This window comes from Nonomuraea marmarensis (assembly GCF_043197025.1).
Classification (GTDB): Bacteria; Actinomycetota; Actinomycetes; order Streptosporangiales; family Streptosporangiaceae; genus Nonomuraea; species Nonomuraea marmarensis.
This window is the reverse complement of record NZ_JBICRM010000050.1, coordinates 1-14,649: the sequence shown is the minus strand read 5'-3', so window position 1 is coordinate 14,649 and position 14,649 is coordinate 1. Positions and strand designations below refer to the sequence as shown.

Sequence of the window (14,649 nt, the reverse complement as noted above, 5' to 3'; positions counted from 1 at the left end):
GGGTCAAACGCGGGCATCGAGTACGGGAAGGCGCAGGACGAATCGGGCGCCTCGTTCGCTGTCCTCGATGGTCAGGGTGCCCCCGTGGGCTTCGGCGATCTCCTTGGCGATCGCCAGCCCCAACCCGGTCCCTCCCGCGTCACGGTTGCGCGCGGCGTCCAGCCGGGTGAAGCGGTCGAAGACCATCTCCCTGTATTCGGCGGCGATTCCGGCGCCGTCGTCGGAGACCGCCATGACCGCCGACGCCCTGTCGGTTCGTACGCTGACGGTGATCTGCGAGATGGCGTGGCGTTCGGCGTTGTCGAGCAGGTTGACCAGCACCCGCGTGATCCGCAGCCGGTCACAATCGACGAGGACGCTCTCCGGCAGGTCCTTGATGATCTCCTTCCGGTAGACCCGGCGGTCCAGTTCGGCACTGACCAACTGGCGCAGATCTGTCGGAACGCGACAGATGGGGGCGTGCGCGTCCAGCTCGGCCAGAGTCAGCAGGTCGGCCGCGATCCCTTGGAGCCGGTCCACCCCGGTGAGCACCGCCTTGGTCATCGTCGGCCAATCGGTGTCCCGTGGGTGCAGGAGCGCCTCCTCCAACTGGGCCCGCATGCCGGTGATGGGGGTGCGCAGGTCGTGTGAGGCGTCCGCGGTGAAGCGCCGTAGCCGCGTGTAGGCGCCCTCCAGGCGGTCCAAGGTGTCGTTCACGGTTTCCGCCAGGGACTTGATCTCTTCGTACTTCCTGGGGACCGGGACCCGGCGGTCGAGGTCGGTGGCGGTGATCTCCGCGAGTTCGGCCCGGATGGCGTTCACCGGGCCCACGGCCTTGGTGAGATCACGGAACACCCAGGCGGTGATCAATGTGGTGGCCACGAATGACACGCCGATCGCCAGCAGGAGCGCCGCGGTCTCTCCGTACCAGGGGACCACCGGAACCGTCACGTAGAGCAGCCAGACCCCTTGCGGCTGATAGACCTTGTACGAGGCGACGGTCATGCAGCCCTTCAGCCCGATCGGCGGGCACAACACCCGGGCGGTGCGCACGTTCCTGTTGATCGCCTGGAAGGTGGCGATCGGCGGCTTGCCGACGAGTTCCGGGGTCGCCGCGGCCACCCGGCCGTGTGCGTCCAGGACCTGAATCGCCTCGACGTCGGCTTTGGGCAGGACGGGGGGGAGGGGGCCCTGCCGGATGAGGGGGACGACCTGGTTCCAGGCCTCGGTGACCTGACCCTGGGCGGCGTCCGCCTCCTGATTGCCGGTGAACAGGAGGAAGAGCATGCTGACGACGACGCACACCAGTGCCGCGACGGCGCCGGACGCCACTGTCCTGCGAGCCCGAAACGATGGCCGATACCAGAGCATGCCACTCACCCAGAAAGTCAGGTGCTCACCCCCTGAGTCAGAGTGCCCTCGTATGGTAGCGAGGAGCGCTTCGTCACTCGCCATACGTGAACTGTATGGCCGTTCCGGCGAAGTTGACTGGGTGTGCCACGGTCAGTCAGCTTCAACCGCGCCGTTGAGGGCTTCCAAGGAAACAACGAAATGTTGTCGCAGGGCCAAGGGCCGGTCAAGAATCGCCTCAGGTCAGCGGGGTTGTGGTGTCGATGCGATCAAATATGTGAATGGGTGTTGATATGGCCGCATCTGACGCTACGGGGGGCGGCGCGGCGAAAGCGGTAATCCCCGCAGTTGCCATGATCGACGCCGAGGGCACGGTGATCGGATGGACCCAGGCCGCGGAAGATCTCCTCGGATATCGTGCCGCCGATGTTCTCGGCCGTTCCGGCGCGGTTCTCCTCAAGCCCGACGACCGTGAGGCGCGGATCTCGGCGTGGGTCAGGAAGTTCGGCCACCTGGATCACTGGATCGGCGTAGCCGAGGCACGCCACCGCGACGGCAGCGCGCTCCTGCTGCGACTCGAAGGCTCCCGGCTGCGTACCTCGCAAGGGACCGCGGTCTGGCTCCTGTCGGCGATGACCGCGGGCGCGGAAGACTCCGCGAAGTCGGTGATGGAGCCGCTGATCAACCGCTCTCCCGTGGCCATGTGGATGTGGGACCGCGAGCTTCGTTGCGTCTGGCGGAACGAGAGGGCGCAGTACCTGCGGAAGCTCCTCCAGGCCGGCGGCCCGCTGGAGGAGAGCGCGTCGGGGTTCGACGCCGAGGACCTTCGAGCGGCGATGCGGCAGGTGCTCTCCGACGGCGCCCCCGTGATCGACCGCGAGTTCCATTGGACCACGGCGGACCAGGGCGAGGACCGTACCTTCTCGATCTCCCTGTTCCGTCTCGACAGCAGCCTGGACGGCCGGCCGACGGGGGTGTTGGCGCTGGCCCTCGACATCACTCAGAGCCGGGCGCGCCAGCGCCTGACCCTGCTCATCGAGGCCGGCGCCCGGATCGGCGGCACGCTCGACGTCAAGAAGACCGCGCAGGCGCTGGCGGACGTGGCCGTGCCGGTCCTGGCCGACTACGTCTCGGTCGATCTCGCCGGGGCGGTCCTGCAGGACGACGAGCCCCTGCACCGGCTGGCCGCCACGGAGGTGGGCATCCCGGTGTTCCGCCGCGCGGGTCTGGCCTCGATCCACGAAGGAATCCCCGAAGCCCTCTGGCGGCTCGGGGACCCGGTCTTCGTCGCTCCGTCCTCCCCCTTCACCGAAGTCCTGTCCTCGGGCCGGTCCCATTTCGAACCCGTACTGGACACCTCGCCGGGACGATGGCTCGACCGGCAACGGCTGAAGATCATTAACGAGACCCGCATGCACAGCTTGATCATCGTGCCGCTCCGGGCCCGCGGCGACATCCTGGGCATCACCGTGTTCGTCCGCACCGACAACCCGGTGCCGTTCGCGAGAGACGATCTGGCGCTCGCCGAGGAGCTCGCCGGCCGCGCCGCGCTGAGGCTCGACAACGCCCGCCGCTACACCCGCGAGCGCACCGCCGCCCTGGCGCTGCAGCGCCACCTGCTGCCGCACGACCTGTCCGGCGGCGGCGCCGTCGAGGTGGCCTGGCGCTACCTGCCCTCGGGCATCCACGACGGCGTCGGTGGCGACTGGTTCGACGCGATCCCGCTGCCCGACGGCCGGATCGCCCTGGTCGTGGGTGACGTGACCGGGCACGGCATCAACGCCGCGGCGCGGATGGGACGAATGCGCATCGCCGTGCGCACCCTGACGTACGTGGGCCTGCCGCCCGACCAGCTGCTCGCCCACCTCGACCTCCTGGTCGCCCGCATGGGCGAGCCGGACGCCGGCGCCGACGGTCTCGACCATGACGTCATCGCCGCCACCTGCGTGTACGTGGTCTACGACCCGGCCACCCGGCGCTGCACCATGGCCGCGGCCGGCCACCCGCCACCCGCGCTCGTCGACCCGGCCGGCGGCGTCGGCTTCCCCCGCCTGCCCAGCGGCACCCCGATCGGTCTGGGGCTGGGCTCCTACGAGTCCCTCGAACTCGAACTCGCCGAGGGCACCCTGATCGTCCTGTACACGGACGGCCTGATCGAGACCCGCGAGGCCGACATCGACGCGGGCCTGGAACGCCTCCGCGCCGCCCTGTCCCAGGCCACGCTCCCGCTGGAGCAGCTGTGCACCACGGTGATCGACACCATGGTCGGAGGCACCACCGCCGAGGACGACGTGGCCCTCCTCATGGCCCGCACCCGCGTATCGAATCCCAGCGTTCCACCCTCCCGGCGACGTTCCTGGCGCCGCTGGAAGTGACGGCCGTCGCGGAGGCCGCACCGATGCCGTCTGGAGTCCGCCCGGAGGCCGTGGTCGATCCCGCCCGACGCCCGCCCGACCCCCGCCCGGCGCCCGCCCGTGGTGCCGCCCGGACCCAGGCCCAGGGCAAGCCGGTCAAAGTCGACAAGGAGCGGTTCGAGTCCCTGGCCGCCCGTGCGACCCAGCCGAAACGTGCCATCTCCCCTGTCTAAGATCCTTTGCCGATGAAAGGGATCCTTTAAGATCCATAGAGGGCGTGAGGACAAAGGAGCAGGAATGACCGAGCAGGAGCGGGCCCCTGTGGGGGTGGACCCGACCGTGCCGAGCGTGGCCCGGATGTACGACTATTTGCTCGGCGGCAAGGACAACTTCGCCGCCGACCGTGAGGCCGCGGCGCAGATCATCCAGCTCTCGCCCAACGCGAAGGAGATCGCGCAGGCCAACCGGGCGTTCCTGGGCCGTGCCGTACGCGCGGTCGCCGAGAGCGGGATCCGCCAGTTCCTTGACATAGGCACCGGCCTGCCGACCCAGGAGAACGTCCACCAGGTGGCGCAGCGCGTCTCTCCCGGTTCCCGGGTGGTCTACGTCGACAACGATCCGATCGTGCTGGTGCATGCCCGCGCTCTGCTGGCGGAGACCGCGGACACCATCGTGGTGGAGGGCGACATGCGCGACCCCAAAGCCATCCTCGGCCACCCGGAGATCACGCGACAGCTCGACTTCCAGCAGCCTCTGGCCGTGATCCTGGTCGCCGTGTTGCACTTCATCCCCGACGACGATCTGGCCCAGGGCATCGTCCGTGCCATTCGCGAAAGCCTGCCCTCCGGCAGCCATCTGATCCTCTCCCACGTGACCGCGGGCGAGCTCGACAGGGACGTGGTGGGCGAGGGCCGCGAGGTCTACCGCAGGACCAGCGCGGGAAACGTGACCCCGCGCACGCGCGAGCAGGTGGCCGGCTTCTTCGAGGGCCTGGAGATGCTGGAGCCGGGCCTGGTGTCGACGACCGACTGGCGCGCCGAAGGCACTCTTGATCCGTCGCTGGCCGGCCCGGGCGGAGCCGACATCCTCTGCGGCATCGGCCGCGTTCCCTGAGCCTGAATGCCCGAGCCGGGTTCCCCCAACAGCACCAGACGCTGGGTGGGAACAGCAGTGGTGACGATCCGGTGCAAATCGTCGAGGGCCCCGTCCAGCCACAGCGGGGACTCATCAGTGCCTTGGCGGATGACCGACCAGTGATCGCTGAACGGCGGGCCGAGGGTGTGCCACGTCACCCGCAACGGGAAAGGGTCGAGCAGCCTGCGCTGCCGCTCCTCGCGCGTCCACTGCTCGGCGACGGCATCGGCCGGCATTTCCAGGCGCCGCGCATTGGACTCCGGGAAGAGGGGCGAACGGTGTTACGCGATGCGGTACGTACGCTGATGGTATGTGATCATGCTTAAGGAGTCTCGTCGGCGTCGGATGCGGGATCCTGTCAAGATCGCCATATGCTGCGATTAGTCATGACACTTCTGACGGTGGTGCTGCTTCTCAGCGGCGGCCGTCTCCTAATCGGGCCGCTCACGTTTGAAGACCACGCCGCGCAAGCCGTCTGGACCTGGCGGACCAGCGGTGCGGCGGAGATCTGGCGCAAGGGTTTCGTCCCGGTCGGGGACCTGAGCGCGATGCCGCCGGAGGTGCACAAGCGGATCCAGCATGATGAGGAGTACGGCTGGGTTGTGGCCGGCTCACTCCCCACTTCGCCGGCCGAGGCGCAGGTCCGCTGGGACGACGGGTCCACGATGCGGGTCCCTGTGATCGGGCCGCGAGATGCGCTGCTGGCTCTGTCCCCCTGGCCTGAGGAGTACACCTTTCCCGACGACGAGTCGTACAAGCTGACCGGCGCCACCTTCACGACGATGCGGCTGAAGACCGTACGCGGCATGGCAACCGTGCCCGCGTGGCGGCTGTACTTCTCGAACCTGCCTGGCCCGATCGACCGCGTCGCGGTCGACCGGGACGCGGTCGGCACCGTCGAGGACGCCGTCGGCGACCATGTTTCAGGCGAGCAGGTTACGGACTTCGAGGTACTCGACGAACGCACGCTGCTGGTGAGCTATGACTACGGCTCCTGCAGCAGAGAGCCGCTCGACGTCAGCCTACGAGTCAGCGAGAAGCCGGATGTGGTGGTCCTGGGGCTCTACGTCCCCGATCAGGGCGGCGGCCTGTGCGCGGGCGTTGGCCGATTCGGCCGGGACGTCATCAGGCTGGACGAGCCGCTGGGTGATCGCGTGGTGTTGGACGCATTAAGCAGGCTCCCCGTCCTATGCCATCGTGCGCCTGACGCGTGCCGTTCCAGGAGCGAGTGACGTCGGCAACGCCCGGGGTTCCGAGCCTCTGAACTGAGCGCGGAACCCCCGGCACCCGAGCCACCCGAGCACGGGACCCCGAGACGTAAGCCCTCTCACCCGAACACGGGAGACTCAACACCGCCCCTGCCCTGTACTCCGACCGTTCTCCGCCAACTCCCGCACAACCTGAATGAGCTCAGCCGGATCGAACGGTTTCGTCAGATACGCATCGACTCCGATGCCCCGCCCCCGCCTCTTGTCATCGTCCTGCGCCCTGGCCGTGATCAGCACCACCTTGATGTGGCTGGTCGCCTCCTCAGTGCGCAACCTCTCCGCCGTTGCCCATCCATCCAGACACGGCATCATCACGTCCAGCGTGATGACATCCGGCATGACGTCGAGCACACGTTCGAGACAATCCTGCCCATCGGTGGCGGTTGCGACCTCGAACCCCTCCAGGTTCAGGTTGACCGCAATGAGCTGCCGGATGACCTCGTCATCGTCCACGACCAGTACTTTCCCAAGAACCTCGCCCACGGGCGCAAAGTTAACCTGTAGCGAGGCGGTCACGGGCGGTTTTCACAGGATGCGTTCGAGGAGCGTTATCCGGTGCCGAGTGGTGTCAGGATGCTGATAGCCTTATCACTCGTTGAGCCCCCTTAGCTCAGGGGATAGAGCACCGGCCTCCGGAGCCGGGTGCGTAGGTTCGAATCCTACAGGGGGCACTCGATCTTGAGCAGCGGTTTCGGCCGCTGACCAGGGCAAACAGCGTACGAACGGGCGGGCCTCCAGTCTCACGGAGTCCCGCCCGTTCTCGTTGACGCTCGCTAGCTGTGGGCCAGTTGTGGGCCACGATAGAGCTTCTGACCAAGCCTCGAACAGCGCGGCGACCTCATGTCACGCCCCTGCTTCTTCAGACGCGATTGAGATCGGCGGGTCAGCAGATCCTCCGTATCACCCAGGTGCTGATCAATTCGTCGGCGGCCACGATCATTGTGAGATCGCCTGTGGTGCGCTCGATGGTGATGAACTCGTGGAAGTCGGCATGGACCCCGCCCCCCAGTCGTGGAAGGCCGCGGCCGAGGCCCTTGAGCCGGTAGCGCCTGCTCGCCTGGCGGTCGCGCCGGAAGGCCTCGCGCTTCAGAGCGGCCTGCAACTGCTCGGGAACGTCGCCGTGCTGATGGGCCCAGCCACTCAACGCGGCGCGTTTGGCCTCCAAGAAGGAACACTCCCTCTAACTGACAGCTGTAGCGCCTCGATCGTCGGCGCGTTCGGGAGAACGGGAGCGGTCCGCCCCTGCTGCTCTTGATTTCCTCACGTTGGAGGTTTGTACAGATATAGGAATTAAAAGTCCTATATGACCGTCGCCCGCATCGCCTTAAGATGGCCTGACAGTAGCTCCACCGATGTTCCGGGCGAGCATTGCACGGTATTTATGGAAGCCCGAAAACCATTTCCGGGCAACGATAACCAATTGACAGAGATGCTGCACGCCGTCCGGGTGGCAGCCGCCCCGGGTGAAGCCACCGAGGAACAGATCGCCGCCGCCTACCACCCGTGGTCCAGCAGTTCAGGTGACTGGAGCGCCAGCCTTTCCGATGATCTGTCGGAAATCGCCGTCCAGGTAGGTGTGCCCGCACCGACCACGCGGCGGGAACTGCTCCAGCTCTTGGTGACGGCCGGCCAGGTGATCGCTGAGACGACCTCCGATGAGGTGACCCGCTATCGCCGCTCCACGAAGCCACCGCGTGCCGAGGAGGTGCTGCGCCTGCCGACCGGGCAAGTGGCCATGATCCGGCGTCAGGACGCGTTTCACCGCTACACCTCCTTCGCCGCCGACCTGGCCGCCGTGGCGGTGTGGAGCCCGGGCTGCACCGTCTCGGCGACGTTAGGAGAACTCTCCAGGCAGCTACTGGCCGCAGAAGAGGAGATATGCGAGGCTTGGCGGCGTTCTGAAGAGTATCGGCATGCGGCTTGACCTGCCCGGATGATTTATCGGCTCCCACACGTCATCATCTGTTCATGCGTAGCGTTTTGTCGTTCACGGTTCTTCGACCAGAGGTCACTGAATCCTTGCGGCACTGAACTGCTGGTCCCGGGCTTCGACTCCAATATCACGTGGCGACGATCTAGATACACCGCCCAGATCCTAAGCAGCCAGACGCGTCACTTCGGATGGCCCGGCAGGCTTCGGGGTGGGGGCACCGCCGGATTCAGGGTGAGCTGGCCCGGCTGGGTCACAAGATTGCGTACTCGACGGTGTGGGAGATCGTGAAGAGGGCAGGGACCGATCCCCTCGCTCCTGCGTCATGCGACTCTGATATCTATCTGTGGGGAGTGCTTTGGATCCATCCAGCGCAGCACCTGCAGCAGTTCGTCGACCGGCAGACTGACGCAGCCCGTGGTGGGCGCGCCGCTACTGATGTGAAGGAAGATCGCGCTACCCAGGTAGGGGGTACGGTTTTTGGTGTTATAGGCGATCACGGCGCCGTAGTCGTAAGCCGGGGGAGTCACCATGTTCTCGGGAGCGACCCCCGGATCGGCGTGGCGGGCGTCCACCCACTCGTTGTAGAGGGGACTGGTGGAGTCGTCATTCCACTTGTCGTAGGAGAACGCCTGCCGGTATGGGAACTTCACACCGGGGTCGGGCTTGATCCCGAACATGAAGTCGAACCCGTACGTGCCGGACGGGGTGCGCCCGTCGCCTTCCCGCTTCTGGCTCGGCGGGGCGATGCCGCTCTTGCCGACGTTCGCTGTCCACGGCCCATACGTCTTCACCCAGCGGCTGCCCTCTGCGGTGTAGGCCACCAGTGTGGCAGTGGTCTTCTGGTATGAGTCGGCCGTCACGGTGATGAGCTGCCGTCCCGGCGACGGGGGTGGCAGAGCGGCCGCAGACGCGGACACGGCACGGGCACCGAAGAACCCGCTGAAAATCATGACGAGTGCAAGCAGAGCGGCACTCACGCGGACGGAAGCCATTCTCGGGTCCGCAGGCGCTCTCTGATTGGTGCTGTTCATGCAGGTCAGGCTAGCCAGGCGAGAGGTGTGCTCGGGCGGCGTCCCCGCGCTCTCCGGCAGCGGTCGCGGCGCAGACGTCATCGTCCGTTCTGGGAGAAGTGCTGGTAGTCCTTCTCGCCAGACCAGGATCCGCCCCAGCCCCAGCCGATCTTCTTGAACGCGCGAACGACGTCGTCAGCGGGGTTGATGACTCCTGGCCGGTTCAGAGGCCGCTGAACATAGCCCTTCGCGTTCGTGGGATCGATGGTGCCGCCTGGATAGGGGTGGATGTAGGGATTCTCTCGGGGATTGACGTCGATCGCCAGGCCGTAGGCGTGTTGCGACCAAGTGCCGGTGGTCTTGACGTGCCGGCAGTTGAAGGCCGAGGTGTTGTCCGCCGTCATGGAGGCGTCGTCGCTGCCCTTGTAGACGTCCACCGGCTGCATCTGCCGAATGGGGAAGCGATGACCGTACAGCATCTTGAAGACCGAGACGACCTGGTTGGTCACTGATTCGTTGACCACCAGCTTGCCTGTGTGGGGCCTGCCATCGAAACCCCAGTAGGTCATGCTGATCATTCTGAGATCGTCGGGTTGCACCGGGCATCCACGGCGCCAGGAATAGCGCAGCTGGTCCGGGGACACTGGTGTCACTATGGCGGTGAATTTCTGTGATGTGCCCGAGGGAGAGGGCGCCGGAGGGGACGCCGCAGCCGTCACCATAGCGACGCCGGTCACGCTGAGCAGAACGAGTGCCGCCGCAGCTGGCGTGCGGTGCGGGATGAATGCCATCTCCCCAGGTTAGGCACTCTTCAGCTGCCTGTTCTAATCGATCAGATATGACCGGCCATCGATCCTCTTACGGACATAACGGCAGACTCAGGCCACGCCTGTGGCCGCGATCCGTGTGCCGTCGTAGAACTCGAACCCTGGCCTGCTACGTCCGGCTCGGCGGCGAGTTGGGCCGCCGCGCCCCCTTCCCTGAGGACTATGGCGCTGGCCCGGGCGGCCACCGGAGAAAGGGCCTCAGCGCCTTCATCGACACCGTGGAAGGCGAACGAGCCTCGGTGAGCTGATCGACGAGTACCGACACGCCGCCCGACTCGAGTGCCACAAGCCCATGGATCTACGTGGTCGGCTGCGTCGGTCTCGACGCCGTCACGGTCTCGATGACGCTGGCAGCGAGAAGGTCGATGGTCGTGGGGTGCCGTGGCGCCATGCGTACCTTGCGGGGTTTCCGGTCTCCACGATCCGGCCTGCTGACATGACGAGCATCTGGTCGGCGTGGTCGGCGACCAAGGTCACGTCGTGGGTGATGAGCAGGATTGAGATGTCGAGCTCATGGCGCAGGGTGTCGAGCAGATCCAGGGCCGTAGCGGCGGTGGAGGCTCGCTCCAGCCGTTCAGGGTTCGCTGGGAGCGATCGGATTATCTCCGGCCGAGGGCGCGGAGCTGGTCCTGGTGCAGGGAGGAGACGTTCTGGTCCACCGGGTCGTCGGTGTACTGGTGGATGATCCACTTCTTCCAGGGCGACGGCGGGGTGACCGTGCCCTTGGCCTCGTTGTAGTTGGCCACCCACAGTGGGTACTCGCCCAATCCCTGGCCGTACTTCTCGGCGAAATTGGAATTGGCATAGAAGAGTGGTGTGACGCCGGTCTTGGACTTCACCCGTTGCAGCCATGTCTTGGCCCAGGCGTTCACTCGCGCCGGGGACTGACCGTCGGTCGTTTCCAGGTCGAGGACCAGCAGGTCCCCTGCCTTGGCGGGCTGCTTGTTCACCACGGAGAGGAAGAAGTCGGCCTCTGCGACGGGGTCGTTGGAGGGGCGCCCGAAGTGGTACGCACCGCGCACCATGGGAAGTTTGCCGATCTCCGCCCAGTGACGCGCGAACGAACTGTCGATGATGTCGGTGCCTTCGGTCGCCTTGACGATGCCGAACTGGGCGCCGCTCCCGGCCCAGTCGTAGCTGGATTCGTAGTGGGACATGTCTCGCCCCTCGATGAAGCCATCCGCCTGTGCGGGACCGGCGAGACCGGCGCCCGCCAGGGCGGCGGCCAGGGCCAGCGATACGGTCGCCGCGACCTTGCGCAGGGGGCGGGTCTCGCCGACGAAGGAGGTGTTGATCTTTGGAACACGGAGGGTACGGTGCTTGGCCATCGTGAAGGGGTTCTCCTTGCTTCCATACCGCTTACCGGGTTAGCTGACGGGTTCGGGCGTGGAAGCTGCCCTACGGCACGGCGTGCCGATTCACCCCAATTGGGACGTGGGTCCCCGGTTCCGCGTGTGGCGGATTCAGCGGTCACAGGGCGGTTCTGTGATGGTCTTGCGATGGTCTGGTAACGAGCTGACGAGTCGGACGTATACCTACAAACACCCCATAAGGGTAAATACCTGACAAGCAGGCTACAAGTGGATAGATTTCCAGTCAAGAACGGTCGCCCTACGGCTGGAAGCAGCCGCATCCGCAGCTCGAGGGATACAACTCTCCGGTTGGGAGGGCGTTCCAGCAGGCCGTGGCCGAACTGGTGCGCATCCGCACCGTCCTCGTCGTCGCACACCGTCCGGATCCTCGTAAGAGGTAAACATCGGTGAACGGTCACGTTCAGTGGCGGGGTCCGGCCACGATCTGAAGAACGGGCCAGTACCCCCGGGTCCTTCCGGGGGGGCGCTCGACCGGATCGAACAGGCGCTGAGCATCAGCGCGATGGACTGCACTCTTGCCTGGGAAATACCGTAGGGGGGTATAGTGTTGTAGTAGGTGAGAGGCTCGATGGGAGGCTGGCATGGTCGGATATAGCGGTAGCAAGCAGGATCACGCGGTGCGGCTGCGCCGGGTCGAGGGGCAGGTGCGTGGTCTGCAGCGGATGGTCGAAGACGACAAATACTGCATCGACATCCTGACTCAGGTGTCGGCGGCCACCAGCGCGCTGCGGTCGTTCGCTCTCTCGTTGCTGGAGGAGCATCTGGCTCACTGTGTCGCTGAGGCCACGTTGAAGGGTGGTCCCGAGGCTGACGTGAAGGTCAGGGAAGCCTCTGATGCCATTGCCCGGCTTGTCCGTTCCTGACCAGGGTTGAAGGAGAGATCGATATGAGTACCGCCACCTACATCGTCAAGGGCATGACCTGCGGCCATTGCGTCAGTTCGGTCAAGGAAGAGGTCGGCGAGGTGGCTGGCGTCACGAGCGTGGAGGTCGACCTGGCCAGCGGGCTGCTGAGGGTGGACGGCGACGGTTCCGTTGACGCGGCGAAGATCGTTGCCGCGGTCGAGGAGGCCGGATACGAAGTGGCGAATCAGTCATGAACACCGCAGCCAAGCTCGGTTCCTACATCCTGGGGCTGGTCGTCGTCTTCGGCGGCGCCCTGGGTGCGGGCAAGGTGGTCGGGCCGGTCGGAGCGGCTCCGGCCGACGAGCACGCCGCCATGGCGGCGCCCGCGGCGGAGCATGCGGCGATGGCGGCGCCATCCTCTGAGGAGTCCGGTGAACACAGTGAGCACGCCGCCCAGCAGGTGAGGAGCGATACACCTGGGGGGCTCCAGGTGTCCGAGAACGGTTACACCCTCACCTCGCTGACCGGGGCGATCAAGCCGGGTGAGCCCACCGATTTCCGCTTCACCGTGACGGGTCCGGACGGCAAGCCGGTCACCGATTACCAGGTCGAGCACGACAAGAAGCTGCATTTCATCGTCGTCTCCCGTGATCTGAGCAGTTTCCAGCACGTGCATCCGGAGATGACGCCTGAGGGCGTCTGGTCGGTCGAGCTGACGTTGCCGGAGGCGGGGACGTACCGGGCCTTCGCCGACTTCGCGCCCACCGGCGGCGAGGCGCTGACGCTGGGCACGGACCTGTCTGTGGCGGGCGAGTATGAGCCCAAGGCGTTGCCGCTGGCCGGCCGTACCGCGACGGTCGACGGATACACCGTCACCCTCGACGGCGACCTGACACCGGGGCAGGCGAGTAAGCTCACCCTGAAGGTGAGCAAGGACGGCGAGCCGGTCACCGACCTGCAGCCCTACCTGGGTGCTTACGGGCACCTGGTGGTCCTGCGCGCCAGGGACCTGGCCTACCTGCACGTCCACCCGGACGGCGCGCCGGGCGACGGCAAGACCCAGGCCGGGCCCGAGATCGTCTTCTACGCCGAGGTGCCCAGCGGCGGCGACTACCGCCTGTTCCTGGACTTCCAGCACGGGGACAAGGTCCGTACGGCCGACTTCACCCTCGGCGCGGATAAGACGGCGGCGCCCGTTACGACCACGACTCCCACGGCCACGCCCCTTACGACCACGACCACGACTCCGACGGCCACGCCCAGCGGGCATGGCGACGATCACGGCCACTGAGCGAGAGAAAGGAGAACGGTGATGTCTTCTGTCATCGATGACCGGCAGAACGCGGTCGAGCTCTCGATCGGCGGCATGACCTGCGCCTCGTGCGCCAACCGCATCGAGCGCAAGCTCAACAAGATGGACGGCGTGACCGCGACGGTCAACTACGCCACGGAGAAGGCGAAGGTCACCTTCGGCGAAGGCGTCGCACCTGAGCAGCTCATCGCCGAAGTGGAAAAGGCCGGCTACACCGCGGCGCTGCCCGCTCCGCCCAAGGCTGAGGCAGGCGAGGAAGAGCCGGGGGACGAACTTCAGCCGCTGCGCAACCGCCTGATCACTTCCGTGGTGTTGTCCGTGCCGGTGGTCGCGATGGCGATGATCCCGGCGTTGCAGTTCACGAACTGGCAGTGGTTGTCGCTGACGCTGGCCGCGCCGGTGGTGGCATACGCGGGCTGGCCGTTCCACAAGGCCGCCTGGACCAATCTGCGGCACGGCGCCGCGACCATGGACACGCTGATCTCGATCGGCACCCTTGCCGCGCTCGGCTGGTCGTTGTGGGCGCTGTTCTTCGGTACGGCGGGCACGCCGGGCATGACGCATCCGTTCGCGTTCACCATCGAGCGCAGCGACGGGTCCGGCAACATCTATCTGGAGACCGCGGCGGCGGTGACGGCGTTCATCCTGGCCGGGCGCTACTTCGAGTCCCGCGCCAAGCGCCGCGCGGGCGCCGCGCTGCGGGCCCTGCTGGAGCTGGGGGCCAAGGATGTCGCGGTGCTGCGTGACGGTGTGGAGACCCGCATCCCGAGCGACCAGCTCACGGTGGGGGACAGGTTCGTCGTACGACCCGGCGAGAAGATCGCGACGGACGGTGTGATCGAGGAGGGTAGTTCCGCGGTCGATGCCTCCATGCTGACGGGTGAGTCCGTTCCCGTGGAGGTTGGGCCGGGCGACGCCGTCACGGGTGCCACGGTCAACGCGGGCGGCCGCCTGATCGTCAGGGCCACCCGGGTGGGCGCCGATACCCAGCTGGCCCAGATGGCCAGGCTGGTGGAGGAGGCGCAGACGGGCAAGGCGCAGGTGCAGCGGCTGGCGGATCGTATCTCGGGGATCTTCGTGCCCATCGTGATCGCGCTGGCCATCGGGACGCTGGGGTTCTGGCTGGGCACCGGCGATGGCGTGGGGGCCGCGTTCACCGCGGCGGTGGCGGTGCTGATCATCGCCTGCCCGTGCGCGCTGGGCCTGGCCACGCCGACGGCGCTGCTGGTGGGCACCGGCCGGGGTGCGCAGCTCGGCATCCTGA

The 14,649-nt window shown here is 66.6% G+C and carries 15 protein-coding genes, 1 tRNA gene and 1 riboswitch; of the genes, 10 read left to right on the top strand and 6 right to left on the bottom strand.

Going from position 1 to position 14,649, the window contains the following annotated elements:
- Nucleotides 1-3: 3 nt before the first annotated feature.
- On the bottom strand, nt 4-1,266 hold the full coding sequence (locus tag ACFLIM_RS45785) for a sensor histidine kinase (protein WP_393176339.1): 1,263 nt from the start codon (nt 1,264-1,266) through the stop codon (nt 4-6).
- A 344-nt stretch (nt 1,267-1,610) separates the two neighbouring features.
- Here ACFLIM_RS45785 and ACFLIM_RS45780 point away from each other — a divergent pair, with 344 nt between their 5' ends.
- The 4 genes from ACFLIM_RS45780 (at nt 1,611) to ACFLIM_RS45765 (ending at nt 6,049) form a co-directional block, all read left to right on the top strand.
- Nucleotides 1,611-3,704: a SpoIIE family protein phosphatase gene (locus ACFLIM_RS45780; RefSeq protein ID WP_393176337.1), complete on the top strand. Its 2,094-nt coding sequence runs from the start codon at nt 1,611-1,613 to the stop codon at nt 3,702-3,704.
- A 23-nt stretch (nt 3,705-3,727) separates the two neighbouring features.
- Entirely contained in the window at nt 3,728-3,916 is a 189-nt protein-coding gene (locus ACFLIM_RS45775; RefSeq protein ID WP_393176335.1) for a hypothetical protein, read from the top strand.
- Nucleotides 3,917-3,980: 64 nt separating this feature from the next.
- Nucleotides 3,981-4,796 (top strand): SAM-dependent methyltransferase, encoded by an 816-nt coding sequence (locus ACFLIM_RS45770; protein ID WP_393176333.1) that lies wholly within the window; start codon nt 3,981-3,983, stop codon nt 4,794-4,796.
- Nucleotides 4,797-5,203: 407 nt separating this feature from the next.
- Complete coding sequence (locus tag ACFLIM_RS45765; RefSeq protein ID WP_393176331.1) at nt 5,204-6,049, top strand: hypothetical protein; 846 nt, start codon at nt 5,204-5,206, stop codon at nt 6,047-6,049.
- Nucleotides 6,050-6,163: 114 nt separating this feature from the next.
- Here ACFLIM_RS45765 and ACFLIM_RS45760 read toward each other — a convergent pair whose 3' ends face one another.
- On the bottom strand, nt 6,164-6,568 hold the full coding sequence (locus ACFLIM_RS45760; protein WP_393176329.1) for a response regulator transcription factor: 405 nt from the start codon (nt 6,566-6,568) through the stop codon (nt 6,164-6,166).
- Between the two features lie 116 nt (nt 6,569-6,684).
- Here ACFLIM_RS45760 and ACFLIM_RS45755 point away from each other — a divergent pair.
- A tRNA-Arg gene (locus tag ACFLIM_RS45755) sits at nt 6,685-6,756 on the top strand.
- 212 nt (nt 6,757-6,968) lie between these two features.
- On the opposite strand, the gene ACFLIM_RS45750 is transcribed toward ACFLIM_RS45755, so the two are convergent.
- Complete coding sequence (locus ACFLIM_RS45750; RefSeq protein ID WP_393176327.1) at nt 6,969-7,250, bottom strand: hypothetical protein; 282 nt, start codon at nt 7,248-7,250, stop codon at nt 6,969-6,971.
- 138 nt (nt 7,251-7,388) lie between these two features.
- On the opposite strand from ACFLIM_RS45750, the gene ACFLIM_RS45745 reads away from it, so the two are divergent.
- Complete coding sequence (locus tag ACFLIM_RS45745) at nt 7,389-8,009, top strand: DUF6042 family protein (RefSeq protein ID WP_393176325.1); 621 nt, start codon at nt 7,389-7,391, stop codon at nt 8,007-8,009.
- A 329-nt stretch (nt 8,010-8,338) separates the two neighbouring features.
- Here ACFLIM_RS45745 and ACFLIM_RS45740 read toward each other — a convergent pair whose 3' ends face one another.
- From ACFLIM_RS45740 to ACFLIM_RS45730, 3 genes are all read right to left on the bottom strand, one after another.
- Nucleotides 8,339-9,049, bottom strand: coding sequence for a L,D-transpeptidase family protein (locus tag ACFLIM_RS45740; RefSeq protein ID WP_393176323.1), 711 nt, complete (start codon nt 9,047-9,049; stop codon nt 8,339-8,341).
- A 77-nt stretch (nt 9,050-9,126) separates the two neighbouring features.
- Nucleotides 9,127-9,819: a M15 family metallopeptidase gene (locus tag ACFLIM_RS45735; protein WP_393176321.1), complete on the bottom strand. Its 693-nt coding sequence runs from the start codon at nt 9,817-9,819 to the stop codon at nt 9,127-9,129.
- 635 nt (nt 9,820-10,454) lie between these two features.
- Nucleotides 10,455-11,183, bottom strand: coding sequence for a glycoside hydrolase family 25 protein (locus ACFLIM_RS45730; RefSeq protein WP_393176319.1), 729 nt, complete (start codon nt 11,181-11,183; stop codon nt 10,455-10,457).
- A 13-nt stretch (nt 11,184-11,196) separates the two neighbouring features.
- A riboswitch (cyclic di-AMP (ydaO/yuaA leader) is annotated at nt 11,197-11,334 on the bottom strand.
- 475 nt (nt 11,335-11,809) lie between these two features.
- Between ACFLIM_RS45730 and ACFLIM_RS45725 the strand changes: the two genes are divergently transcribed.
- From ACFLIM_RS45725 to ACFLIM_RS45710, 4 genes are all read left to right on the top strand, one after another.
- Nucleotides 11,810-12,091, top strand: coding sequence for a metal-sensitive transcriptional regulator (locus tag ACFLIM_RS45725; protein ID WP_393176317.1), 282 nt, complete (start codon nt 11,810-11,812; stop codon nt 12,089-12,091).
- A 23-nt stretch (nt 12,092-12,114) separates the two neighbouring features.
- Complete coding sequence (locus ACFLIM_RS45720) at nt 12,115-12,327, top strand: heavy-metal-associated domain-containing protein (protein WP_393176315.1); 213 nt, start codon at nt 12,115-12,117, stop codon at nt 12,325-12,327.
- Nucleotides 12,324-13,364, top strand: a complete 1,041-nt coding sequence (locus ACFLIM_RS45715) for a hypothetical protein (RefSeq protein WP_393176313.1) — start codon at nt 12,324-12,326, stop codon at nt 13,362-13,364. The genes ACFLIM_RS45720 and ACFLIM_RS45715 overlap by 4 nt, the downstream gene beginning before the upstream one ends.
- Before the next feature lie 21 nt (nt 13,365-13,385).
- Nucleotides 13,386-14,649 (top strand): heavy metal translocating P-type ATPase (locus tag ACFLIM_RS45710; RefSeq protein ID WP_393176312.1); only part of this gene is annotated, 1,264 nt, incomplete at its 3' end.

Excerpts from the sequence above, each read along its gene's own strand:
- ACFLIM_RS45775 (WP_393176335.1), top strand. The coding sequence starts at position 3,728 with ATGCCGTCTGGAGTCCGCCCGGAGGCCGTGGTCGATCCCGCCCGACGC.
- ACFLIM_RS45720 (WP_393176315.1), top strand. The coding sequence starts at position 12,115 with ATGAGTACCGCCACCTACATCGTCAAGGGCATGACCTGCGGCCATTGC.
- ACFLIM_RS45765 (WP_393176331.1), top strand. The coding sequence starts at position 5,204 with ATGACACTTCTGACGGTGGTGCTGCTTCTCAGCGGCGGCCGTCTCCTA.
- ACFLIM_RS45735 (WP_393176321.1), bottom strand. The coding sequence starts at position 9,819 with ATGGCATTCATCCCGCACCGCACGCCAGCTGCGGCGGCACTCGTTCTG.
- ACFLIM_RS45730 (WP_393176319.1), bottom strand. The coding sequence starts at position 11,183 with ATGGCCAAGCACCGTACCCTCCGTGTTCCAAAGATCAACACCTCCTTC.
- ACFLIM_RS45745 (WP_393176325.1), top strand. The coding sequence starts at position 7,389 with ATGACCGTCGCCCGCATCGCCTTAAGATGGCCTGACAGTAGCTCCACC.
- ACFLIM_RS45785 (WP_393176339.1), bottom strand. The coding sequence starts at position 1,266 with ATGCTCTTCCTCCTGTTCACCGGCAATCAGGAGGCGGACGCCGCCCAG.
- ACFLIM_RS45780 (WP_393176337.1), top strand. The coding sequence starts at position 1,611 with ATGGGTGTTGATATGGCCGCATCTGACGCTACGGGGGGCGGCGCGGCG.
- ACFLIM_RS45715 (WP_393176313.1), top strand. The coding sequence starts at position 12,324 with ATGAACACCGCAGCCAAGCTCGGTTCCTACATCCTGGGGCTGGTCGTC.
- ACFLIM_RS45740 (WP_393176323.1), bottom strand. The coding sequence starts at position 9,049 with ATGAACAGCACCAATCAGAGAGCGCCTGCGGACCCGAGAATGGCTTCC.
- ACFLIM_RS45725 (WP_393176317.1), top strand. The coding sequence starts at position 11,810 with ATGGTCGGATATAGCGGTAGCAAGCAGGATCACGCGGTGCGGCTGCGC.
- ACFLIM_RS45770 (WP_393176333.1), top strand. The coding sequence starts at position 3,981 with ATGACCGAGCAGGAGCGGGCCCCTGTGGGGGTGGACCCGACCGTGCCG.